Source organism: Pseudomonas sp. HLS-6 TE3448 (genome assembly GCF_053629555.1).
This window is the reverse complement of sequence record NZ_JBRJIO010000001.1, coordinates 1410570-1433046: the sequence shown is the minus strand read 5'-3', so window position 1 is coordinate 1433046 and position 22477 is coordinate 1410570. Positions and strand designations below refer to the sequence as shown.

Annotated in this window: 22 protein-coding genes; 10 read left to right on the top strand and 12 right to left on the bottom strand. The window is 59.5% G+C overall.

Features of this window, described 5'->3' with window-relative positions; translation table 11 throughout:
- Positions 1-41: 41 nt before the first annotated feature.
- Genes AB7M23_RS06765 through AB7M23_RS06750 form a run of 4 tightly spaced genes read left to right on the top strand, consistent with a single transcriptional unit; the run spans position 42 to position 3538 of the window.
- Positions 42-1187, top strand: a complete 1146-nt coding sequence (locus tag AB7M23_RS06765; RefSeq protein ID WP_102052976.1) for an ABC transporter permease — start codon at positions 42-44, stop codon at positions 1185-1187.
- Entirely contained in the window at positions 1184-1978 is a 795-nt protein-coding gene (locus AB7M23_RS06760; protein ID WP_065761302.1) for an ABC transporter ATP-binding protein, read from the top strand. The genes AB7M23_RS06765 and AB7M23_RS06760 overlap by 4 nt, the downstream gene beginning before the upstream one ends.
- A gap of 1 nt (position 1979) precedes the next feature.
- On the top strand, positions 1980-2918 hold the full coding sequence (locus AB7M23_RS06755) for an MlaD family protein (RefSeq protein WP_454240468.1): 939 nt from the start codon (positions 1980-1982) through the stop codon (positions 2916-2918).
- Positions 2915-3538: an ABC-type transport auxiliary lipoprotein family protein gene (locus tag AB7M23_RS06750; RefSeq protein WP_454240467.1), complete on the top strand. Its 624-nt coding sequence runs from the start codon at positions 2915-2917 to the stop codon at positions 3536-3538. Before AB7M23_RS06755 ends, AB7M23_RS06750 begins: the two co-directional genes overlap by 4 nt.
- On the opposite strand, the gene AB7M23_RS06745 is transcribed toward AB7M23_RS06750, so the two are convergent.
- From AB7M23_RS06745 to AB7M23_RS06700, 10 genes are all read right to left on the bottom strand, one after another.
- A complete protein-coding gene (locus AB7M23_RS06745; protein ID WP_330522517.1) occupies positions 3520-4749 on the bottom strand; it encodes a nucleoside recognition domain-containing protein in 1230 nt (409 codons plus the stop codon). The two genes, AB7M23_RS06750 and AB7M23_RS06745, sit on opposite strands and share 19 nt — an antisense overlap.
- A gap of 109 nt (positions 4750-4858) precedes the next feature.
- Entirely contained in the window at positions 4859-6190 is a 1332-nt protein-coding gene (gltP, locus tag AB7M23_RS06740) for a glutamate/aspartate:proton symporter GltP (protein WP_102052980.1), read from the bottom strand.
- Positions 6191-6766: 576 nt separating this feature from the next.
- Complete coding sequence (locus tag AB7M23_RS06735; protein WP_102052981.1) at positions 6767-6925, bottom strand: DUF1328 domain-containing protein; 159 nt, start codon at positions 6923-6925, stop codon at positions 6767-6769.
- Between the two features lie 30 nt (positions 6926-6955).
- Positions 6956-8575, bottom strand: a complete 1620-nt coding sequence (locus tag AB7M23_RS06730; protein WP_454240466.1) for an EAL domain-containing protein — start codon at positions 8573-8575, stop codon at positions 6956-6958.
- A 75-nt stretch (positions 8576-8650) separates the two neighbouring features.
- A complete protein-coding gene (locus AB7M23_RS06725) occupies positions 8651-9427 on the bottom strand; it encodes an N-acetylmuramoyl-L-alanine amidase (protein ID WP_454240465.1) in 777 nt (258 codons plus the stop codon).
- Positions 9428-9517: 90 nt separating this feature from the next.
- Positions 9518-11485: a diguanylate cyclase gene (locus AB7M23_RS06720; protein ID WP_454240464.1), complete on the bottom strand. Its 1968-nt coding sequence runs from the start codon at positions 11483-11485 to the stop codon at positions 9518-9520.
- Positions 11486-11513: 28 nt separating this feature from the next.
- Positions 11514-12368: an endonuclease/exonuclease/phosphatase family protein gene (locus AB7M23_RS06715; protein ID WP_065759056.1), complete on the bottom strand. Its 855-nt coding sequence runs from the start codon at positions 12366-12368 to the stop codon at positions 11514-11516.
- A gap of 12 nt (positions 12369-12380) precedes the next feature.
- On the bottom strand, positions 12381-13010 hold the full coding sequence (gene dsbA / locus AB7M23_RS06710) for a thiol:disulfide interchange protein DsbA (RefSeq protein WP_065759057.1): 630 nt from the start codon (positions 13008-13010) through the stop codon (positions 12381-12383).
- 200 nt (positions 13011-13210) lie between these two features.
- Positions 13211-13828, bottom strand: a complete 618-nt coding sequence (locus AB7M23_RS06705) for a c-type cytochrome (protein WP_065759058.1) — start codon at positions 13826-13828, stop codon at positions 13211-13213.
- 46 nt (positions 13829-13874) lie between these two features.
- Entirely contained in the window at positions 13875-14165 is a 291-nt protein-coding gene (locus AB7M23_RS06700) for a c-type cytochrome (protein ID WP_065759059.1), read from the bottom strand.
- A 194-nt stretch (positions 14166-14359) separates the two neighbouring features.
- Here AB7M23_RS06700 and yihA point away from each other — a divergent pair, with 194 nt between their 5' ends.
- Positions 14360-14992 carry a ribosome biogenesis GTP-binding protein YihA/YsxC gene (gene yihA, locus AB7M23_RS06695; RefSeq protein WP_065759060.1) on the top strand — a complete coding sequence of 211 codons (633 nt, stop codon included), beginning with the start codon at positions 14360-14362 and terminating at the stop codon, positions 14990-14992.
- Positions 14993-15286: 294 nt separating this feature from the next.
- On the opposite strand, the gene polA is transcribed toward yihA, so the two are convergent.
- Positions 15287-18049: a DNA polymerase I gene (gene polA / locus AB7M23_RS06690; protein WP_454240463.1), complete on the bottom strand. Its 2763-nt coding sequence runs from the start codon at positions 18047-18049 to the stop codon at positions 15287-15289.
- Positions 18050-18123: 74 nt separating this feature from the next.
- Here polA and AB7M23_RS06685 point away from each other — a divergent pair, with 74 nt between their 5' ends.
- On the top strand, positions 18124-18408 hold the full coding sequence (locus AB7M23_RS06685) for a DUF2782 domain-containing protein (RefSeq protein ID WP_102052985.1): 285 nt from the start codon (positions 18124-18126) through the stop codon (positions 18406-18408).
- A 64-nt stretch (positions 18409-18472) separates the two neighbouring features.
- A complete protein-coding gene (locus AB7M23_RS06680; RefSeq protein WP_065759063.1) occupies positions 18473-19423 on the top strand; it encodes a homoserine kinase in 951 nt (316 codons plus the stop codon).
- Between the two features lie 26 nt (positions 19424-19449).
- On the opposite strand, the gene AB7M23_RS06675 is transcribed toward AB7M23_RS06680, so the two are convergent.
- Positions 19450-20367, bottom strand: coding sequence for a zinc ABC transporter substrate-binding protein (locus tag AB7M23_RS06675; protein WP_454240462.1), 918 nt, complete (start codon positions 20365-20367; stop codon positions 19450-19452).
- Positions 20368-20433: 66 nt separating this feature from the next.
- Here AB7M23_RS06675 and zur point away from each other — a divergent pair, with 66 nt between their 5' ends.
- From zur to znuB, 3 genes are read left to right on the top strand one after another with little or no spacing between them, the layout of a single operon-like run.
- The gene (gene zur, locus AB7M23_RS06670) at positions 20434-20916 is read left to right on the top strand and encodes a zinc uptake transcriptional repressor Zur (RefSeq protein ID WP_065759064.1); all 483 of its coding nucleotides are present in this window, start codon (positions 20434-20436) and stop codon (positions 20914-20916) included.
- Positions 20916-21695 (top strand): zinc ABC transporter ATP-binding protein ZnuC, encoded by a 780-nt coding sequence (gene znuC / locus AB7M23_RS06665; protein ID WP_102052989.1) that lies wholly within the window; start codon positions 20916-20918, stop codon positions 21693-21695. The genes zur and znuC overlap by 1 nt, the downstream gene beginning before the upstream one ends.
- Positions 21688-22470: a zinc ABC transporter permease subunit ZnuB gene (znuB, locus tag AB7M23_RS06660; RefSeq protein ID WP_065759066.1), complete on the top strand. Its 783-nt coding sequence runs from the start codon at positions 21688-21690 to the stop codon at positions 22468-22470. Before znuC ends, znuB begins: the two co-directional genes overlap by 8 nt.
- Positions 22471-22477: the final 7 nt, after the last annotated feature.

The window sequence follows — 22477 nt, the reverse complement described above, 5'->3', positions numbered from 1 at the left end:
CTATGCTCTGAGGCTGCGCATTGGAGCGCCTCTCGGATCACATGGAGCTTATGACCAGTACTGCCAATGCCACCTTGGACACCACCAGCAGCCCAGCTTGTCTGCGGATCACGGGTGACTGGACGCTGGCCAACTACGCCAGCCTGAAGCAGCACACTGCAAGCCTGGCAGGGCAGTACGACAGCACAACGCGGATAGAGCTTGATCAACTTGGCAAGCTGGATACCGCAGGTGCCGCACTACTGGTCGAGTTGCTGGGCACCCAGCGCCTGGCCCAACTGACCGAAACCGCCACGCACTTGCCAGCGGCCAACCGCGCCCTGCTGAAAACGGTCTACTGCTCGCTGCAAGACTACTGCATACCGGTGAAAACACCCGAGCGGAACGTGCTGATGCAACTGCTTGAACGCATCGGTCGTGCCGTCGATACCCTCAAACAAGATACCCTGCACCTGCTCGGCTTCGTTGGCCTTATTCTCGCCACATTCGGACGCCTGCTTTTACAGCCAAAACGCTGGCGGCTCACCTCGGTGGTCGCACACATTGAGCAAACCGGCCTTAACGCCGCGCCGATCGTCGCACTGTTGACCTTTCTGGTTGGCGCCGTGGTGGCCTTTCTTGGGGCAACAGTGCTGGTCAAGTTCGGCGCCAGCATTTTTACCGTCGACCTGGTGGCGTTCTCTTTCCTGCGAGAGTTCGGTGTGTTGTTGACCGCCATCCTGATGGCGGGGCGTACCGCGAGTGCGTTCACCGCTCAGATTGGCTCGATGAAGGCCAACGAAGAAATCGATGCCATTCGCACGCTGGGGCTGGACCCCATCGAGATTCTGGTCATCCCACGGGTGCTGGCCTTGTTGATTGCACTGCCACTACTCACTTTTCTTGCAATGCTCTGCGGCATCGTCGGCGGCGGGCTGGTTTGCGCCTTGTCCCTGGACATCTCGCCGGCCATGTTCCTTTCGATGATGCAAAACGACATCGATGCAAGACACTTTCTGGTCGGGTTGGCCAAGGCCCCGTTTTTTGCCTTCCTGATCGCTGCAATTGGTTGCCTGGAAGGCCTCAAGGTCTCCGGCAGTGCCGAATCGGTAGGTGCGCACACAACCTCCAGCGTGGTTCAGTCGATCTTTGTAGTCATTGTGCTCGATGCCATTGCGGCCCTGTTTTACATGGAGATGGGCTGGTGAGTACGCCACCACGCGAAACCGTGATTGAAGCCCGGGGCCTGTGCAATCGCTTTGGCAGCCAGAGCGTGCATGAACACCTCGACCTCGATCTGTACCGTGGCGAAATCCTTGCTGTGGTCGGAGGCTCAGGCAGTGGCAAATCCGTCCTGCTGCGCAGCATCATCGGCCTGCGGCGTCCCGACGAAGGCGATGTACGGGTATTCGGGCAGCACCTGAACCAGTTGGACGAAGCGCAGCGCTCCCAGGTCGAACGACGGTTTGGCGTACTGTTCCAGAAAGGGGCCTTGTTCTCCTCGCTGACGGTCACTGAGAACGTCGCCTTGCCGCTGATCGAACATGCCGGCCTGTGCCGCGCAGATGCCGAACAGCTCGCGGGCGTCAAGCTGGCTCTGGCCGGGCTGCCCTTGTCGGCCGCAGACAAGTACCCGGCCTCTCTTTCTGGCGGCATGATCAAGCGCGCAGCACTGGCACGGGCACTGGCCCTGGATCCCGATATCCTTTTTCTCGACGAACCTACAGCAGGGCTCGACCCTATTGGTGCGGCGGCCTTCGACCAATTGATCCTGACCTTGCGTGACGCCTTGGGCTTGAGCGTGTTTCTGATCACTCACGACCTGGACACCCTCTACACCATCACCGATCGCGTCGCGGTGCTGGCACAGAAAAAAGTACTGGTTGCCGCGCCAATCGCTCAAGTTGCCGATACCGAGGACGCCTGGGTTCAAGACTACTTCCATGGCCCCCGTGGCCGTGCGGCCTACCAGGCCGCCACAGCGCTCAAGGAGGATTGAGATGGAAACCCGTGCACACCATATATTGATCGGGCTGGTCACCGTGCTGGTCGTGGCTGGCGCCATGCTGTTCGGCCTGTGGCTGGCCAAATCCAGTGTCGATAACACCTTCAAGGACTATGAAGTGGTGTTCAACGAGACCGTTTCCGGCTTGTCCAAAGGCAGTTCGGTGCAATACAGCGGGATCAAGGTTGGCGATGTCATCAACCTGCGCCTCGACCCAAAGGATCCTCGCCGTGTACTGGCTCGCATCCGGCTGAGCGCCGACACCCCGATCAAGGAAGACACCCAGGCCAAGCTGGCCCTGACCGGTATCACCGGTACCTCGATCATCCAGCTCAGTGGCGGTACGCCACAGAGCCCAGCATTGGAAGGGGTAGGGCACAAACTCCCGGTGATCATTGCCTCGCCATCACCGATTGCACGTCTTATGAGCAACAGCAATGACCTGATGAGCAGCATCAACCAACTGCTGCACAATGCTAACCAGCTGTTCTCCGAGGAGAACGCTGCACGGTTGAGCAATACCTTGGCGCATCTGGAGCAAACCACCGGCTCGGTTGCCGAGCAGCGCGACGACATTCGCCTCGCCATCCAGCAATTGGCACAGGTGAGCAAGCAGGCCAGCGCCACGCTGGAACAAACCAGCCAACTGATGCGCAACGCCAATGGCCTGCTCAGCAGCCAGGGCACACAAATCGTCGGTAATGCCCAACAGGCAATGCAGTCGCTGGCCAGCAGTACCACAACCCTCAACGCCATGCTCAACGACAATCGCGAAGCCATCAATGAGGGGGCGCAGGGCCTGCATGAACTGGCACCAGCCATTCGAGAACTGCGAGACACCCTGACCGCGTTGAAGGCAATCTCCCGGCGCCTGGAAGCCAACCCCAGTGGTTATCTGTTGGGCCGTGACAAAAACAAGGAGTTCGAGCCATGAAGCGTAACCGCCTGGTACTGGCATTAGCGCTAAGCCTGAGCAGTGCCTGCTCGATTCTGCCCCAGGCCGACCCATCCGATGTCTACCGTCTGCCGACCCACCAGGTCCAGCACGGCACCAGCGACGTTGCGCCACTAGACTGGTCGCTGCGTCTGAACAAACCGCTCACCAGTGAAGTGCTGAACAGCCCGCGTATTGCCGTGGTGCCTCAAGGTGATCTGATCAGCAGCTACAAGGGCGCCCGCTGGAGTGACCCGGCGCCCACGTTGCTGCGCAACCGCATGCTCGATGCCTTCCAGCGCGATGGTAGGGTACAGCGGCTCAGCGCCGACGATAGCAACCTGCAAGCCGACTACGAGCTGACCGGCGAGCTGCAATCGTTCCAGAGTGAGTATGGCGCGCAGGGGCTCAACGTGGTGATCCGCTTTGATGCGCGCCTGGTACAAGGGCGCACCCAGCGAATTTTGGCCAGCCAACGCTTCGAGGTGCGTCAACCGCTAAGCGATAAACAGATACCCGCTGTCGTCGAAGGCTTTGGCCAGGCCAGCGACCGGCTGATGGAGCAACTGGTTGGTTGGACCGTGCGCCAAGCCGCACAAGCTCAGGCAAAGAACCAGTAGCAGACGCCAATGGCCGCCAGCACGCCGGCCAATTCGGCGAGCAGCGCACAGCCCACAGCATGTCGGGCCCGCTGGATACCCACTGCGCCAAAATACACGGCCAGTACATAGAATGTGGTTTCGGTGCTGCCCTGAACCGTGGCAGCCACCAACGCAGGGAAACTGTCTACCCCATGGCTTTGCATGGTCTCGATCAACATCGCGCGGGCAGCACTGCCAGAGAATGGCTTAACCAGCGCGGTCGGCAACGCATCGACAAAGCGGGTATCCCAGCCAAACCAGTCAACCGCATAGCGAATACCGTCCAGACCGAACTCAAGGGCTCCAGAGGCACGCAACACGCCAACGGCGCAGAGCATTGCCACCAGATAGGGCAACAGGCTCTTGGCGACGTCAAACCCTTCTTTGGCGCCCTCAACGAAGGTTTCATACACCTTGACCCGCTTGAACGCGCCAATCAGCAAAAAGAGCATGATCAGTCCGAACAGGGTCAAGTTGCCCATGATTGACGAGAGGGTCGCCAGGGCTGTAGCCGAAAGCCCAGCCAGCAGCGCCATGAACCCACCGAGCAGCAGCGCGCCAGGCACCAGGTAGGCCAGGACCACCGGGTCCCATAGCCGCAGTCGTTGCATGACCGCCACAGAAAGCAGGCCAACCAGCGTTGATGCACTGGTCGCCAGCAGGATCGGCAGGAACACCAGCGTCGGGTCCAGCGCCCCCTGCTGGGCGCGGTACATGAAGATGGTGACGGGCAACAACGTCAGCGAAGAGGCGTTGAGTACCAAAAAGAGAATCTGCGCATTACTGGCGGTAGTTGAGCTGGGATTGAGCTCCTGTAGCGCCCGCATGGCCTTGAGCCCGATCGGCGTGGCTGCGTTATCCAGGCCCAAGCCGTTGGCGGCAAAGTTCAGGGTGATCAAACCCAATGCCGGGTGGCCGGGGGGAACCTCCGGCATCAGGCGCTGGAACAATGGGCCTAGTACTTTGGCCAGCCATTCGACCACACCGGCTTTCTCGGCAATTTTCAGAAAGCCCAGCCAGAGGGTGAGGGTACCAAACAGCAACACCATGACCTCGACCGACAATTTGGCCATGGCAAAGATGCTCTCGACCATGGCGGCAAAGATCCCGGCGTTGCCGCCCACTAACCATTGCGCCAGCGCCGACACGGCAGCGACTACGAAAAATCCAAGCCAGAGGCCGTTGAGCATCAGTTATTCCCCCACACAGTGGGCCGAATGATAGCGGGCCAGGCTGGGGGCACGCCAGAAAAGCAAAAGCCCCGACACGTCGGGGCTTTTAATCAGATCATGCAGCGGCTTACTTGGTCGCCACTTTACCGGCAGGTACTGCTTCCTTGCTGCGCCAGTGCGGCAGCGAGTTCCAGTAGCGCTGGCCTTTGGCATCGTCGTACATGCCTTCCCAGCGAGCGATAACCAGTACCGCCAGAGCGTTGCCGATCACGTTCAGCGCGGTACGGGCCATGTCCATGATGCGGTCTACACCGGCGATGAAAGCCAAGCCTTCCAGCGGAATACCGACACTGCCCAAGGTGGCCAGCAGTACCACGAAAGACACGCCTGGAACGCCAGCAATACCTTTGGAGGTGACCATCAAGGTCAGTACCAGCAGCAGCTGCTGGCTGATCGAAAGGTCGATGCCGTAGAGCTGAGCGATGAAAATCGCAGCAATGCTCTGGTACAAGGTCGAACCGTCGAGGTTGAACGAGTAGCCAGTCGGGACGACGAAGCTGCAGATGGCCTTCGGTGCACCGTAGGCTTCCATCTTCTCGATTACGCGTGGCAATACCGTTTCAGAACTGGCAGTGGAGTACGCCAGGACCAGCTCATCCTTGAAAATGCGCATCAGCTTCAGGATCGAAAAGCCGAACAAGCGGGCGATCAGGCCCAGCACCATGAAGCCGAAGAAGGCAATCGCGAAGTAAACCAGCAGTACCAGCTTGGCCAGCGGCAGCAGCGAAGCAAAGCCGAAGTTGGCAACAGTGACCGCGATCAGCGCGAACACACCGATTGGCGCGTAGTTCATGATCATGTGAGTGACCTTGAACATGGCTTCGGACACGCCCTGGAAGGTTTTCACCAACGGGTCGCGGATATCCGCCTGCAAGCTCGAAAGGCCCAGGCCGAAGAGCACGGAGAAGAAAATGATCGGCAGCATTTCACCGCGCATCAGCGCTGCGAAAATGTTCGACGGAATCAGGTTGAGGATCGTCTCGATGAACGCGTGCTCATGCTGCACTTCAGCAGCGGTTGCCTGGTACTTGGAGATATCCACCGTACCCAGCGTGCTCATGTCGATGCCGGCGCCAGGGTGGAACAGGTTAGCCAACAGCAGGCCGACCACGATCGCGATGGTGGTGACCACCTCGAAGTAGATGATGGTTTTCAGGCCGATACTGCCCAGTTTTTTCGCATCGCCAACCCCGGCGATACCCACGACCAGTGAAGAGATCACGATCGGGATAACGATCATCTTGATCAGGCGAATGAAGATGTCACCAGCTGGCTGCAGAACGTTACTGATCCACCATGCCTTTTCTGCACTGAAATGATTCAGTACTGCACCGATTGCAATCCCGAGAATCAAACCGATGAGGATCTGCCAAGCGAGGCTTAGTTTTGCCTTCTTCATGTCGTTACCCTTTCTTCAAGTGGTCACGGGCATTGCGCTGAAAACCCCGACCTAGAGCTATTGAAAGCCTTCAAGAGTCGATTGATCGCAGCAGGCAATAGCGCCGTAGAAGGTCACCGCAGGCGAGCGAAAGAACGCTCGGGTCAGCGAAAAAAGGCGCAACTATTCCGACGCGAGAGGGTAACGTCTAATGCCGTAAACGACTACCCTATGCCGATTCGGCATGATGATTAAGGCTAAAAACGAACGTCTGAAAGGGTTGAAATAGAGCCGTTCGGAATTCCGAAGATGGCCAAAGCGCCATATTTAGGCCAATTCAGCCATATCCGCCTGGATGATAAATGCCGTTGTTCGACAATCCGAATGCGTGAAACGCCCCAAATTTGTCGGAGGGGTCAGCTAAAAAAATATCGATGTACGGTCAACAAGACGCACACTTCGACATCCGCTGTAGGAAACAACCCAAAACAGCCGGCGTGATGCCCATTACCTCTACAGGCATTTCGGATATCCGCTCAGTACCCGGGCCAATACTGAAACGTCCAGTACCCTAAACAGAGCGCCTGACCAGCTTCGTCATCCACGTCGACCGAAAAACAGGGACGCCGCGAACAGCACAAGGAAAATGATGAAGAGGATCTTCGCGATGCCAGTCGCTGCGCCCGCGATACCACCGAAGCCCAGCACAGCAGCGACGATGGCGATAATCAGGAAAGTAATAGCCCAACTCAACATGATGATTCTCCGTCGTATATTGGAGTAGGTTCAGGCCTCATCATCGATCCGTCGCGGCCCCCTGCGCCGACCTCGGGTCACCAACTCGGCAAATTGCCTGGCGCTGAGGGGATGCGCAAACAACCAACCCTGTCCGTAGTTCACACCCTCGCTGTTCAGCAACAGCGCCTGATCCTCATACTCGATACCTTCGGCGATAACCCGCAACTGCAAGGCATGCGCCATGCGAATGATATGCGGAGCAACCCCACTACTGGCGGCATCATGGCCCAGTGCATCGATGAACGCCTTGTCGATCTTCAGGCAGTCGACCGGCAGTGTCTGCAGGTAGGCCAGGCTGCAGTAGCCTGTGCCAAAGTCATCGATCAACACTTGGTGACCAACCGAGCGCAGCGCTTGCAGGTTATCCCGTGCGACCACCACATCAATCAGACCACGCTCAGTCACCTCGAAAGCGATCTGGCTGGCCGCGACACGGTGCAGTGCCAGTAAACGAGCAGCCACACGACCAATGCGCGGCACCATCACATCGCACGCGGCCAGGTTAATCGAGATGTACAACTGGGGGTTGGCACGCAGCAACTGCCCCAACTGCTCCAGCACGCGCTGCAACACAAAGTCGGTGATCTGGCGAATTTGGCCGGTGTTTTCCGCCAACGGAATGAACAGGTCCGGACTGGTCAGCGTGCCATCGGGGTGGCGCCACCGTACCAGCGCCTCGGCCCCCACGCATCGTCGGCTGTTGAGCTCGAGAATTGGCTGATAGAGCACCTGCAACTCACCTCGCCGCAACGCCCCCTGCAGCTCCGAACTCATTGATTGGCGTTGACGTACCAGCTGCAGTACCAACCAGCCGATGCACCAGGCCAGCAGCAGGCTACCTGGGAACAGCAACCAGATGACGCCGTTCATTTTCAGCGGCAGGCTGGCTTTGGGAGTAATCAGCACCAGTTGATAGTCCGGAGACTTGGTCGGCATCCGATAGACCAGGCGATCGGGCAACTCGACCATGGCATTTGCAACGTCGAGTGTTCCGTCAGAAGAGGGTGGCCACGCCTGCGCTGGCCCCAACACGGGTACTGCGCGCATACCGTTGTCGAGCACCACCAACAGGCTGCCGCCAGGCGGCAGATCAACAACATCGCTCAGGTGCCCACGGGAAGTCGAGATACGGAAATGCCCACGCCCCAGCATCAATGCCGCCAGGTTATCGTTCGGTTCGGCACTGGTGTTCAGCCAATAACTGTAGGTCGGCCCCTGAATATCCGGGGGCCGTACAGGTTCTGTGCTGTGCTCGCCCAAGCGGTTGGAGCAGCGGGTGTCTCCATCTATATAGGCGGCTTCAAAGACAAAGCGATTGTTGAAGCCCACCTGCTGCAAGGCTGCCAACATCTGCGGAGTGCACCCTCGCAGCGGTTGAGCCTGAAGATGGTCCACACCTTCACGCAGCTGACTGAAGATCTGCTCCAGTCGCTCCAGAAAGCGCTCCCCCTTGGCATTCATCTGCTCGCTTTCACTTTGCTGAACCTGGTGCATGGCCACACCAAGGCTGGCGCTCAGCAACAGGATCGCACTGGCCGAGGCCGCAAGCGCGGCCAGTAGCCAGGGGCGAAGGAAAAGGCTGCGCAGCGCGGCGAAGGCAGATGACATCAGGCGATATCCCGTTGAATACCACAAGGTATAGCAACTGCCTGACGAATCAGCCTGCCCGTTGGGCGGCGCCCATCAGCGGGAGCGGTTGAGCACCTGCAATATTGCCGCCGTCTGCGCATCGGGCACGCCATCAAAACGTTGCGGGCGGAAGCGCATCTGGAAGGCGGCCAACACGTGCCGGGTACTGACATCATTGACCCCGGTTTGCTCGATGGCATAGCCGAAACGTGCCAGTTGCTGCTGGTACCAGGCAATACTCGGCGGGCTCACATCGAAGCGGGCACGCTGCTGTGCAACGGCAGCGGCATCGGGCCATACACCAACACCGGCATCGGCCAGGCGCTTCCAGGGAAACAGAGGGCCTGGGTCGAGTTTGCGTGATGGCGCTATATCGCTATGCCCAATGATATGCCGTGGGTCGATGTTATTGCGTTTGACGATGTCCTTGAGCAACAGGATCAGCGCTTGTATTTGCGCCTCGGAGTAGGGGTGCCAGACACGTCCAGACGGTGTATCGGTAAAACCTGGGTTTACGATCTCAATGCCAATAGAGCTTGAGTTGAGCCAGGTACGCCCCTGCCATTGGCTGTCACCGGCGTGCCAGGCACGGCGGTTCTCGTCTACCAGTTGGTAGATGGTCGCTGGCTGATCACCAATCAGGTAGTGGCTGCTGACTTCACCATGGGTCAACAACGCCAGTGAACGCTCCAGCGAAGCGTTGGTGTAGTGCAGGACAACAAACTGGATACGACTGTCCTGGTTGACAGATGGGTGGCTTCGGTCAATCTGGAGGGTGTTCGCACAACCGGCCAGAGACAGAAGCAGCAGGGCGCAGAAGAAGGCTTTCATGGCAAGAGGGCACATCTATGGATATCAGTAATGCAATAGCATAACGTACCCTCTCTAGCGATGGCGCAAACGGTGATAACTATATAGTGCTCATCCTTGTTCGACGCGGTTACGGCCTTGGTGCTTGGCGCGATACAACGCCTCGTCGGCGCGCTTGAGAGCGATGTCGCTGCGCTCCCCATCCCGTAGCGCAGTGACACCTATCGAGAGGGTGATCGTTACCCGCTCGCCCTTGAAGTGGAATGGGCAGGCCTCGACCGCTGCCCGCAGGATTTCGGCCTGCTGGCATCCACTGAGCAGATTGCTCTGCGGCATCAACAGCACAAACTCCTCACCACCAAACCGGGCGATAAAGTCACGGCCGCGCAAGCGCTTGCGCAGTTCGTTGGCGACGATCTTTAGCACCTTGTCGCCAGCGAGGTGCCCGTAGTTGTCATTGATCCTTTTGAAATGGTCCAGATCAAGCATCGCGACCAACAGGTGGCCACCCTGTGCCTGCCAAGCCTGCATCTCACGCTCCAGATGCTCGGACCAGGCCGCACGGTTGGGCAGGCCGGTCAGCGGGTCGATCAAGGCCTTCTGCCGCTGCTCTTCCAGGTGCTCACGATAACCTTGGGCTTCCTGCTCCATATGCGTAACCCGCTCAGCCAAGCCACGCAAACGCTCGGCCATTTCCTGCTCACGCTGATCACGCTGCTGCTGGTGTATGTCAATCGTTCCCAGCAATCCTTCCAGGCGGTTATCCAGAATGTGTTTGAGGCTTTCCAGATCCGCAGCCCCCTGCACGCTGCTTTGCAGGCCATCAACCTGTTCACGCAACTGGCTATCCAGATCGCGGGCAGCTGTCCGGCTATCGGCATGCCCTTCACTGGCTTCCTGCAGATGACTCTGGAAAGACTCAAGGCGTTCATTGACCTGCTGCAGATAGGCTTCAAACTCATGCTGGCCGCTGCTGGTGATAGCCAGCATGAGCACGACCAGATCGTCCAGGACCGGCAACAGCTCATACCAGTTCAGGCCATGCTGCAGGCGCTCGCGCATGGATTGCGCCTGGGCCTTGTGCCGCTCGGGAAGCGTCAGATCATCCAGCAAGCCCAGCAGGGTCTCTTCAATATGACTGGCGACCGAACTGTAGCTAGGCTCGGTGTTTTCGGGCAGTGCGTACGCCTCTTCGGCGGGCGTGGCCTGATCCTCCGGGATATCGGCAGCGAGCGGTGGAACATCGGCCCCGGTCTCCGGTGCTTCAGGACGCTCAGGTTCAGATGCTGGCTCCGCTGCCAATGCCTCAAGCGGCGCAGCGACTGGAGGAGAGGGCACCTGCACAGGCTCGGCGGCCGCGGGTTCGACCTGCACGGACGTCACCGCCTCGCTGGCCGCCTCGACAACGGGCTCAGGCAGCGGATGCAGCTCATCTGCATCGACCTCGGCAGGCGATGCAATAGGCGCTGATTCAACAACAGCGGCCTCCACCTCAACGGCCGCAGAGGCTGTGCTGGCAACCGTTGTCGGTACTGCGGGCGCCTCTGATGCCGCTTCGCGGTTACCGAACAACCGCTGCAAAAAACCTGGGCGGCCGGCTTCTTCTGGCTTGTCCAGCGCAGCAATCGCCTGGCCTTGCAAGCTACTCAGCTCGCCCAGCAGCAAAGGCATCTCACGAGGCTGACTCGCGCGAGCATCCAGTTGTTTGGCAAATTTTTTCAGTGGCCGAGTGACCTCACTCGGCAACGGCAATGCTTGCAACTGGCTCACTAATGCCGCCAGCGCTGTGCCGATCTGTGCCGTTCGGGTTTCCCGACGCTGCTCGGAGTCCAATACGGCTTTTTCCAACCGCGGAATCAAGCCTGCCAGTGCAGCGTCCATATTGTCGGTGCGGATGACGTCGCGCATCTCTTTCATGCACTTATCAACAGCCAGATCGCTGCCTTCGGCCGCCAATGTGCTGCGTACCAAGCCTCGACGCAGAAGGTCAAGGCGAGCTTCCCAGCGGCGCTCGAGCTTTTCTTGTTGCTCAATACTCTTGAGGTATTTTTCTTTCCAGCGCTGGGCTTCTTCGGTCATGCCTGATTTCGCAAAGGAGTAGGGGCAGTTAGCTCACGGCCGGAAGCGTATCCATCGCAAGGGCATCAGGCAAACGAATCTCAACCGCGACCGGAAGATGATCGGAAATGGGCTGGGCAAGCACCTCGAAGCGCTCCAGCGTGAGGCTGGGGCTGAGCAAGATATGATCAAGACAACGCTGCGGCCGCCAACTGGGGAACGTGGCTTGCACCTGCGGGGCAACCAAACCGAGATCACGCAATGGCGAGTGTTCCAGCAGGTCGCTGGCATGGGTATTCATGTCGCCCATCAATACCTGATGACGATAACCACCAATCAGTTCACGAATGTAGGCGAGTTGACGCGCACGGGTCCGTGCACCCAGCGCCAGGTGCATCATCACCACGACCAACGCATCGTCCCCTTCACCAAAACGCACCAGAATCGCACCACGACCCGAAGGACCGGGCAGCGGATGGTCTTCCAGCAACTGCGGCTTCAAGCGACTGAGTACGCCATTGCTGTGCTGAGCGAAACGGCCAAGGTTGCGATTGAGCTGTTGATACCAGTAAGGGAAGGCACCCAGTTGCGCCAGGTACTCGACCTGATTGACGAAACCTGAACGCAAGCTGCCACCATCGGCCTCCTGCAGGGCGACGAGATCAAAGTCGCTGAGCAGGTCACCAATTTTCTGCAAGTTACCGGCACGGCCGGTGGTAGGCAAAAGGTGCTGCCAACTACGCGTCAGGTAGTGGCGGTAGCGCTCGGTACTGATCCCCACCTGGATATTGAAACTGAGCAGGCGCAGACGACCGTCCTTCGGGAGGCTACTGGTCTGCAAATGGTGTTCGTTGACCTGCGGATCATGCAGGCCAACACACCGTTCAGTTTTCCAACGCCGCATGGCAATCGCCGCTTACTGGGCGGCGCGCTCCTTGGCAATCAACTGGTCAGCCACGTTGATGGTTTCCTCTGGACCGCCGGCAGAGCCCAGGTCAAAACGGTACTTACCGTTGACAACCATGGTCGGAACACCGCTGATTTCATATTTTTTGGCCAGATCGCGAGCTTTCTGAACCTGGCCCTTAATCGCAAAGGAATTGAATGTCGCCAGGAACTTGTCCTTGTCGACGCCCTGAGTCGCGAGGAAGTCGGCCATTTCCTCAGGCTTGGTCAGACGCTTGTGTTCCACTTGGATCGCGTTGAATACAGCACTGTGCACCTTGCCCTCGACACCCATGGCTTCCAGGGTCAGGAACATCTGGCCATGGGCATCCCAGGCGCCGCCAAACATGGCAGGTACGCGCACAAAGTTGACGTCCTTTGGCAGCTTCTCGACCCATGGGTTGATGGTCGGCTCAAAGCTGTAGCAATGCGGGCAGCCGTACCAGAACAGCTCCACCACCTCGATCTTGCCAGGCACAGCAACCGGCACAGGATTGTTCAGCTCGACATACTTACCGTCTGCAGGCGGCTCGGCGGCCTGGACAGACATGCCAAAGACGCTGGCGGCGACCAACGCGGCGCTGAGAATCAGATTACGCATGCTTTACTCCTGAGCAGTGATGAGTCGCCACAACGCGACCTGCCTTCAGACAGATCGACACAGGCCTGAGTTCGATAGTGTAACGGTAGCAGGTACAAAAAAGGGCGGCCCTAGCCACCCTTTTCATGCTTTCGCAGCTGCATTAACGGCACGTTAACATTGCGAGAGATGTAGCCCCGCACAACGTTACGCCGCAAGGATCAGTGCAGACCCTGAATGTAGCTCGATACTGCCTCGATGTCCTTGTTGCTCAGCTTGGCAGCGATGGAACGCATGGTCATCGCGTCGCCGTCGTTGGTACGGTTGCCTTCACGGAAGTCGGTCAATTGCTTGGCGACGTACTGCGCATGCTGGCCACCCAGGTGCGGGAAACCGGCAGCAGCCAGGCCAGCGCCATTAGGCGAGTGGCAACCGGTGCAGGCAGGCATGCCTTTTTCAAGGTTGCCACCGCGGAACAGGGCTTCACCGGCCGCGACCAGTTTTGGATCGGCGGCGCCGACACTGCCTTTCTGGCTAGCGAAGTAGGCCGCGATATCTGCCATGTCCTGATCACTCAGGTTGGTCAGCAGACCCGTCATTTCCAGCACGGTGCGCTTACCCGACTTGATATCATGCAGCTGTTTCTCCAGGTATTTCTCACCCTGGCCAGCCAGTTTCGGGAAGTTCGGCGCCATGCTGTTACCGTCTGGACCGTGACAAGCGCCACATACAGCAGTTTTGCCCTGACCGGCAGCGGCATCGCCAACAAGATTGCCAGCGGCATTTGCAGCGCCGGTGACGCCCAAGGTCAACAGCAGACTCACGAGTAGTTTGTTCATCAGCTAATCCAACTACGGCTAAGGGTGAAAGAGTTATGTATCGATACTATCGGATCATCCACTGAATGATCGCCCGGTAGTCTTCGGCACTGCAGTCCATGCACAATCCACGCGGCGGCATAGCCTTGAAACCCTGGGTGACATGCACCACCAACGTCTCCATACCCTGCGCCAGTCTCGGTTCCCAGGCTGCACGATCACCTGGTTTCGGTGCCTGTGGCAGCTGACCGGCATGACACGCCGCGCATGCGCGGTTGTACAACGCCTCGGGATCCTGTGTAGCCTGAGCGCTGAAAAACGGTACCAAGACAACGGTAACCAACAGCCATTTCGTCATGCGAACGACCTTTCAGGGCTGGGGGCCTGCACTGCGTTCTAACGCGCAAGCTTGAATCGGGTCCCCCCGTGAACCTCATCCTACGCTGGGATAAAGCGCACACAAAATCTGCGGCATTATATACTCCCGTTATCGAAACGGAAACGACACCCCTTGCCGAGCCTGCCTCGGACAAGCCCCCAAGCGGATACCCCATGCACGTAAAAAACCCCATTCTCGGCCTCTGCCAACAGGCCAAATTTGCGCTCAGCGCCGCCAAAGTCGACCAGTGCCCAGACGACCAGGGCTATGAAGTGGCCTTTGCCGGGCGCTCCAACGCCGGCAAGTCCAGCGCTCTAAACACGCTGACCCACGCCAGCCTGGCACGCACCTCGAAAACACCCGGTCGCACCCAGTTACTCAATTTTTTCAGTCTGGACGAAGAACGGCGTTTGGTCGACCTGCCAGGCTATGGCTATGCAAAGGTCCCGATCCCGCTCAAACAGCACTGGCAGCGCCACCTGGAGGCCTACCTGGGCAGCCGCGAAAGCCTGCGGGGCGTGATTTTGATGATGGATGTGCGTCACCCCATGACCGACTTCGACCAGATGATGCTCGACTGGTCAGTGGCCAGTAACATGCCGATGCATATTCTTCTGACCAAAGCCGACAAACTCACCTATGGCGCGGCAAAAAACACCCTGCTCAAGGTGCAAGCGGAAATCCGCAAGGGCTGGGGCGAAGGGGTGACCATTCAGCTGTTCTCCGCCCCTAAGCGCCAAGGGCTGGAAGAAGCCTACGGCGTTCTGGCGAACTGGATGGAGTTGGCCGACAAGCCCGCAGAATAAGGGCCAGGCGCCAAACGCAAGGCAAAAAAAACCCCGGACTTCGTATGGGGAAGGGGGAAGTTCGGGGTTCAAGTTCCGGACCGCTAGGGCGGGGTCCAGATATCTGCCAACACTTAACACAACATAGGAGCATCGAAGGGCTTCACCACCCATTCAGTTACTCTGAGTCGTGGTTCACCCGATTAGTTCCGGGCGTTTAGAAACTATTTGCGATAGCACATAGAATTTCCACGACTAACAGCGTGTACCCAGCCAAAAAGCCGCGACGATATGCCGCAGCTTTTTCAGGGTTATTTAGTGCGCTTCATCCCAATTCGAGCCCACACCTACCTCCACCAGCAGCGGAACATCCAACTGCGCGGCGCTGCTCATGTACGGACGGATCTGTTCACGCACCTGATCGACCAGGTCTTCACGTACTTCCAGCACCAATTCATCGTGAACCTGCAGGATCACCCGAGCATCCAGTCCGGAATCGTTCAGCCAGTTGTCTACCGCCACCATGGCCCGCTTGATGATGTCGGCTGCAGTACCCTGCATTGGTGCGTTGATCGCCGTGCGCTCCGCGCCTTTGCGCAGTGCCGGGTTCTTTGCATTGATGTCCGGCAGGTACAGGCGGCGACCGAACAGGGTTTCGACAAACCCTTGCTCGGCAGCCTGAGCACGCGTGCGCTCCATGTACGCCAGCACGCCTGGGTACTGGGCGAAATAACGGTCGATGTAGGCCTGGGACTGCTTGCGATCGACACCAATCTGCTTGGCCAGACCGAAAGCGCTCATACCGTAGATCAAACCGAAGTTGATCGCCTTGGCACTGCGCCGCTGGTCGCTCGTAACGTCTTCCAAGGCAACGCCGAAGACCTCTGAGGCCGTGGCCCGGTGAACGTCCAGGTTGTGCCGGAACGCATGCAACAGCCCTTCGTCCTTGGCCAGGTGAGCCATGATGCGCAACTCGATCTGCGAATAGTCCGCAGCCAACAGACGGTAGCCGGGCGCAGCAACAAACGCTTGGCGAATACGCCGCCCCTCAGGGGTGCGAATCGGGATGTTCTGCAGGTTCGGATCACTTGAGGACAAACGACCGGTGGCCGCCACGGCCTGATGATACGAGGTATGGATACGCCCAGTGCGCGGGTTGATCTGCTCGGGCAGACGGTCGGTGTAGGTGCTTTTCAGCTTGCTCAGCGAGCGGTACTGCATCAGCACCTTGGGCAGTGGGTAGTCCTGTTCGGCCAGTTCCGCCAGCACAGCCTCAGCCGTGGAAGCCTGGCCCTTGGCGGTCTTGCTGAGGATCGGCAGGCCGAGCTTTTCGTACAGAATCACCCCCAACTGCTTAGGCGAGCCCAGGTTGAACTCTTCACCCGCGATCGCGAAGGCTTCACGCTCCAGCGCGACCAGTTTCTCACCCAGCTCCAGGCTCTGGGCACCGAGCAGCTTGGCATCGACCAGTGCACCCTGACGCTCGATCTTCGCCAGCACCGGCACCAGCGGCATCTCGATCTCGTTCAACACCGGCAGCACACTCGGCGTCTTGGCCAAGCGTGCCTGCAATGCCTGATGCAGACGCAACGTCACATCGGCATCTTCGGCCGCGTAGGGGCCGGCCGTTTCAAGCGAAATCTGGTCGAAGGTCAGTTGCTTGGCGCCTTTCCCGGCGATGTCCTCAAAGGAAATAGTGGTGTAGTCCAGGTACTTGAGCGCCAGGCTGTCCATGTCATGACGGGTCGCGGTGGAATCCAGCACGTAGGACTCCAGCATGGTGTCGAAGGCCACACCACGCAGCGCGATACCGTTTGCCTGATCACCGCCAATCGCGCAATTGGCCAGAATATTCATGTCATATTTGGCGTTTTGGCCGACTTTCAGCGTATTCGGGTCTTCCAGGATCGGCTTGAGCGCCAACAGCACGGCGTCTCGATCAAGTTGCTCGGGCACGCCCATGTAGGAGTGAGTCAACGGCACATAGGCCGCCTCAAAGGGCTCCACAGCAAACGACACACCGACAATTTGCGCCTGCTGAGCATCAAGACCCGTGGTCTCGGTGTCGAAAGCAATCAGCGTGGCCTTCTTCAGTTTTTCCAGCCAGACGTCAAAGCGCGCCTGGTCAAGGATGGTTTCATACTTCACTTCGACCGTTGGCTGCTCTGCCACCTCGGCAACCGCCACGCCTTCACGCTTGGCCTCACGCTGAATCTCCTCGACCCAGCTCTTGAACTCCAGCTCGGTGTACAGCGCCAGCAAGGCTTCGCGGTCGGGTTCACCGCACACCAGTGCGTCAACCTCGATATCCAGCGGGACGTCGAGCTTGATCGTCGCCAGTTCATACGAGAGGAACGCGGCGTCGCGGTGCTCCTCAAGCTTGGCCGGCAGGGTCTTGGCCCCCCGGATAGCCAGGCTGGGCACCTTGTCGAGGTTGTCGTAGAGATCGCGCAGACCGCCACCAACACCAGTCAGCAGGCCCAACGCGGTTTTCTCGCCCACCCCTGGCACGCCAGGAATGTTATCGACCTTGTCACCCATAAGAGCCAGGAAGTCGATGATGTGTTCGGGACCGACGCCGAATTTCTCCTTCACGCCAGCCACGTCCAGCACACTACCGGTCATGGTGTTGACCAGCGTAATGTGGCCATCGACCAGCTGTGCCATGTCCTTGTCGCCTGTGGAGATGATCACCGGACGTCCGGCAGCCGCGCTGCTGCGGGCCAGGGTGCCAATCACGTCATCGGCTTCGACGCCCTCCACACAAAGCAGCGGATACCCCAGTGCACGCACGCTGGCATGCAGCGGTTCGATCTGCACCCGCAAGTCATCCGGCATACTGGGCCGATTGGCCTTGTACTCGGCGAACATTTCGTCGCGGAACGTGCCGCCTTTTGCATCGAAAACAACGGCAAACAGGCTGCCTGGATACTGCTTGCGCAGGCTCTTCAGCATGTTCAGCACACCCTTGACCGCACCGGTTGGCAGGCCCTTGGAGGTGGTCAGTGGCGGTAGCGCATGGAAGGCGCGGTACAGGTAGGAAGAACCGTCCACCAGGACGAGGGGAGCTTGGCTCATGAGCAGAATCAACCTTTTCGGCGGGCCCGGCGCTAGAATGTCCGGATCATTGACGACAAAGGGACAAGGTTATCATGCGCACACTAAATCGCCTGTTGCTGCTAGGGCTCCTGGCTACTCCGTTCGCGGCGATGGCTGCGGATGATGCACCGTCGCCCGATCCGGACGTCACCATTCGCCAGGAAGGCGATAAAACCATTCAGGAGTACCGCCAGAATGGTTTTCTGTATGCCATCAAGATTACCCCCAAGCATGGCAAACCTTACTTTCTGGTTCGCGCCGACGGCACCGAAGCCAACTTTATCCGCTCAGATCAACCGGACATGCTGATTCCATCCTGGAAGATTTTCGAGTGGTAACGCGCGACCTCTAACATCAACCCGGCACTTCCTGGCCGAAGTGCCCGAACGAGCAGTTTTGACCATGTCTGTGTTCACCCCTTTGACCCGGCCTGAGCTGGAAACCTTTCTGGCCCCTTATGGCCTGGGCCGCCTTCGGGATTTCCAGGGCATTGCCGCCGGAACCGAAAACAGCAACTTCTTCGTCAGCCTCGAACAGGGTGAGTTTGTGCTGACGCTGGTCGAGCGCGGGCCAATCCAGGACCTGCCGTTCTTTATTGAACTGCTGGACGTCCTGCACGAAGCCAACCTGCCTGTGCCATACGCATTGCGGACCACGGACGGCGTGGCATTGCGCGAGTTGGCCGGCAAGCCGGCCTTGCTGCAACCGCGACTGCCAGGCAAGCACATCAAGGAGCCGAACAACCAGCATTGCCATCAGGTTGGCGAACTGCTCGGCCACCTGCATGTGGCGACCTGCGAGCATGTGCTGGAGCGTAAAACCGACCGCGGCCTGGACTGGATGCTGCAAACCGGTGCCGAGCTGATGCCGCGCCTGAACGCGGATCAACGCCAGCTGCTGCAAGCCTGCCTGGAGGAGATCAGAACGCATCACGCGCAGATCATGGCCTTGCCGCGCGCCAACCTGCACGCGGACCTGTTCCGTGACAATGCGCTGTTCGAAGGCACGCATCTGACAGGCCTGATTGACTTCTACAACGCCTGCTCCGGGCCGATGCTCTACGACCTGGCCATTACGCTGAACGACTGGTGCTGTGACGATGCCGGGCAGCTCGACGGTGCGCGTTCAAGGGCGCTGCTGGGTGCCTATGCGGCACTGCGCCCCTTCACGGCGGCAGAAGCGCAACTCTGGCCGGTCATGCTGCGGATAGCCTGTGTACGCTTCTGGCTGTCCCGGCTTATTGCGGCAGAGTCCTTCGCGGGCATGGATGTATTGATTCACGACCCTGCCGATTTCGAAGTGCGCCTGGCAGCGCGTCAGCAAGTCAGCGTGGCGTTGCCGTTCGCGCTCTAAGCCGGTTATTGCACGGAGGCGGCTGCCTAGAGCGCCTCCAGGCAACCCGCCAGGTCATTGCCAAGCTTCTCCAGCACCTGCTCATAGCCTTGGGCGGTCACCGGGGTATTGCCCCCTAGTGCGTCCAGTTCGGCCAGACGTACCGGCAACCCGGCCGTCAAGGTCTCGGCCAGCCGTGGGCGCAGCGGCGGCTCACTGAAGACGCATGTCTTGCCGACCTCCTGCAAACGCTTGCGCATGGCAGCCACGTGCTGGGCACCGGGCTGCACTTCGGCGGCAACGCTGAATACGCCAGTATGCTGCAAGCCATACGCCGCCTCGAAGTAATCAAACGCTTCGTGGAAAACAAAGTACGGCCTGCCGGAAACACCCGCCAATCGAGCCTTCAAGCGCAGGTCGAGGGCATCCAGGCGCTGCTCGAACGCACTCAGGTTGCTCTGATAGCGGGCAGCATTGGTCGGATCAGCGGCCACAAGGTCAGCCGTCATTTTCGCGGCGATCACCCGAGCATTGGCCGGTGCCAACCAGAGGTGCGCATCCAGGCTACCCGGACGATGATCGTGATCATGCTCGTCCGTCGACTCGTGGGAGTGGCTGTCTTCGCCAAAGTGGCGCAACTGCAACCCCGGCACAGCCTGCAAAGCCACGCTGGGCTTGTTGCGGCCGCTCAGCACGCGCGGTAGAAAACCTTCCATATCGGGGCCAATCCAGTAGAGCAGATCGACCTCGGCAACCCGCCGCACGTCCGAGGGACGAAGGGCGTAATGGTGAGGCGAAGCGCCCGGTGGAAGCAGCACCTCAGGCGTACCAACACCGTCCTGGACCGCAGCCGCAATCAACTGCAGCGGCTTGATGCTGGTCAATACACGGACCTCGGCCTGCGCTGGCGCCAAGACGACAAGACTGGAGACAAAAGCGACAAAAAGGGCAAAAAATCGGGACACGATAGCCACTCAACGGGTCAGGAACAGGTAACATAATAACGTCTCTCACAAGAACCGTCGCTGCTCATGCCTACTACACCGCTGGCCAATCGTCCCCACGACCACTCCCACTGCGTCCACAGCGCCCTGGCCGAGGCCGACGCGCTGTGTGTCCGCCAGGGCCTTCGCCTGACCGCCTTGCGTCGACGCGTGCTGGAGTTGGTCTGGCAGAGCCATAAACCCTTGGGCGCCTACGACATCCTGGCCGTGCTGAGTGAGCAAGACGGTCGCCGCGCCGCGCCACCGACGGTGTACCGGGCACTGGATTTCCTCCTGGAAAACGGCCTGGTTCACCGAATTGCGTCGCTCAATGCCTTCATGGGCTGCAGCCATCCAGAGCATGTCCATCAAGGGCAGTTCCTGATTTGCCGCGAATGCCATGTCGCGCTCGAACTGGAACAGTCGTCGATCAGCGATGCCATCGTTGCCAGCGCCAAGGAGGTCGGTTTCACGGTTGAAACGCAGACCGTCGAAGTGGTTGGGCTCTGCGCCAGTTGCCGGAGCGCGTGATGAGCAATGCCCTGATTCGCCTGGAGCAGGTGAGCGTCGGCTTCGCTAGCCAGTCGGTGCTCGACAACATTGACCTGAGTGTCGAGCCTGGCCAGATCGTCACCCTGATCGGCCCCAACGGCGCAGGCAAAACGACCCTCGTACGCGCGGTGCTCGGGCTGCTCAAGCCCGATAGCGGCAAAGTCTGGCGCAAACCCAAACTGCGTATTGGCTACATGCCACAGAAGCTGCACGTCGATGCGACCTTGCCGCTTTCGGTTCTACGGTTTCTGCGCCTGGTGCCCGGCGTAGACCGCAATACAGCCTTGGCAGCCCTCAAGGAAGTGGGTGCCGAGCAGGTGATCGACAGCCCTGTCCAGGGCATTTCCGGCGGTGAAATGCAGCGCGTGCTGCTGGCCCGGGCGCTGCTGCGCGAGCCCGAGCTGCTGGTGCTCGATGAACCGGTACAGGGCGTCGACGTGGCGGGCCAGGCCGAGCTGTACAGCCTGATCACCCGGCTGCGCGACCGCCACGGTTGCGGTGTACTGATGGTCTCCCATGACCTGCACCTGGTAATGAGCACCACCGATCAGGTTGTCTGCCTGAACCGGCATGTCTGCTGCTCCGGGCATCCCGAGCAAGTCAGCGGCGACCCGGCCTTTGTCGAGCTGTTCGGCAACAACGCGCCAAGCCTGGCGATCTACCACCATCACCACGACCACGCCCACGACCTGCACGGTTCCGTGGTTGCCCCGGCCAAAGCCGGTCATGTACACGGAGACCACTGCAAGCATGGCTGATTTTCTGCTCTACGCCCTGCTTGCAGGTTTGGCGCTGGCGCTGGTTGCAGGCCCCTTGGGATCGTTCGTGGTCTGGCGGCGCATGGCCTACTTTGGCGACACGCTGTCCCACGCAGCACTGCTGGGTGTGGCACTGGGCTTCGTACTCGACATCAGCCCCGCCCTGGCGGTTACGGTGGGTTGTCTGCTGTTGGCGTTGCTGCTGGTCACCCTGCAACAGCGCCAGCCGCTAGCGTCCGACACCCTGTTGGGGATTCTCGCACCCAGCACCCTGTCCCTCGGCCTGGTCGTGCTCAGCTTCATGCACGATGTACGAATCGACCTGATGGCCTACCTGTTCGGTGATCTGCTGGCGATCAGCCCGGGCGATCTTGCCTGGATACTCGGCGGCAGCAGCGTGGCCTTGCTGCTGATCGTGGCCCTGTGGCGGCCCTTGCTGGCCGTGACCGTCCACGAGGAGCTGGCCATGGTCGAAGGCTTGCCGGTGGCCGCGTTGCGCCTGGCCCTGATGCTGCTGATCGCGGTAGTCATTGCCGTGGCCATGAAGATCGTCGGCGTGCTGTTGATCACATCACTGCTGATCATCCCGGCAGCCGCTGCCCAGCGTCACGCCCGCTCACCCGAGCAGATGGCCCTGGGTGCCAGCCTGCTAGGCGTGGTGGCGGTATGCAGCGGGCTCGCCCTGTCCTGGTTCAAGGACACGCCGGCCGGGCCGTCAATCGTGGTCTGCGCTGCAGTGCTATTCTTGATTAGCCTGGCGCTTCCCCGGCGCTGAACGGCGG

Excerpts from the sequence above, each read along its gene's own strand:
- AB7M23_RS06765 (WP_102052976.1), top strand. The coding sequence starts at position 42 with ATGGAGCTTATGACCAGTACTGCCAATGCCACCTTGGACACCACCAGC.
- AB7M23_RS06755 (WP_454240468.1), top strand. The coding sequence starts at position 1,980 with ATGGAAACCCGTGCACACCATATATTGATCGGGCTGGTCACCGTGCTG.
- AB7M23_RS06750 (WP_454240467.1), top strand. The coding sequence starts at position 2,915 with ATGAAGCGTAACCGCCTGGTACTGGCATTAGCGCTAAGCCTGAGCAGT.
- AB7M23_RS06745 (WP_330522517.1), bottom strand. The coding sequence starts at position 4,749 with ATGCTCAACGGCCTCTGGCTTGGATTTTTCGTAGTCGCTGCCGTGTCG.
- gltP (WP_102052980.1), bottom strand. The coding sequence starts at position 6,190 with ATGAAGAAGGCAAAACTAAGCCTCGCTTGGCAGATCCTCATCGGTTTG.
- AB7M23_RS06735 (WP_102052981.1), bottom strand. The coding sequence starts at position 6,925 with ATGTTGAGTTGGGCTATTACTTTCCTGATTATCGCCATCGTCGCTGCT.
- AB7M23_RS06730 (WP_454240466.1), bottom strand. The coding sequence starts at position 8,575 with ATGTCATCTGCCTTCGCCGCGCTGCGCAGCCTTTTCCTTCGCCCCTGG.
- AB7M23_RS06725 (WP_454240465.1), bottom strand. The coding sequence starts at position 9,427 with ATGAAAGCCTTCTTCTGCGCCCTGCTGCTTCTGTCTCTGGCCGGTTGT.
- AB7M23_RS06720 (WP_454240464.1), bottom strand. The coding sequence starts at position 11,485 with ATGACCGAAGAAGCCCAGCGCTGGAAAGAAAAATACCTCAAGAGTATT.
- AB7M23_RS06715 (WP_065759056.1), bottom strand. The coding sequence starts at position 12,368 with ATGCGGCGTTGGAAAACTGAACGGTGTGTTGGCCTGCATGATCCGCAG.
- dsbA (WP_065759057.1), bottom strand. The coding sequence starts at position 13,010 with ATGCGTAATCTGATTCTCAGCGCCGCGTTGGTCGCCGCCAGCGTCTTT.
- AB7M23_RS06705 (WP_065759058.1), bottom strand. The coding sequence starts at position 13,828 with ATGAACAAACTACTCGTGAGTCTGCTGTTGACCTTGGGCGTCACCGGC.
- AB7M23_RS06700 (WP_065759059.1), bottom strand. The coding sequence starts at position 14,165 with ATGACGAAATGGCTGTTGGTTACCGTTGTCTTGGTACCGTTTTTCAGC.
- yihA (WP_065759060.1), top strand. The coding sequence starts at position 14,360 with ATGCACGTAAAAAACCCCATTCTCGGCCTCTGCCAACAGGCCAAATTT.
- polA (WP_454240463.1), bottom strand. The coding sequence starts at position 18,049 with ATGAGCCAAGCTCCCCTCGTCCTGGTGGACGGTTCTTCCTACCTGTAC.
- AB7M23_RS06685 (WP_102052985.1), top strand. The coding sequence starts at position 18,124 with ATGCGCACACTAAATCGCCTGTTGCTGCTAGGGCTCCTGGCTACTCCG.
- AB7M23_RS06680 (WP_065759063.1), top strand. The coding sequence starts at position 18,473 with ATGTCTGTGTTCACCCCTTTGACCCGGCCTGAGCTGGAAACCTTTCTG.
- zur (WP_065759064.1), top strand. The coding sequence starts at position 20,434 with ATGCCTACTACACCGCTGGCCAATCGTCCCCACGACCACTCCCACTGC.
- znuC (WP_102052989.1), top strand. The coding sequence starts at position 20,916 with ATGAGCAATGCCCTGATTCGCCTGGAGCAGGTGAGCGTCGGCTTCGCT.
- znuB (WP_065759066.1), top strand. The coding sequence starts at position 21,688 with ATGGCTGATTTTCTGCTCTACGCCCTGCTTGCAGGTTTGGCGCTGGCG.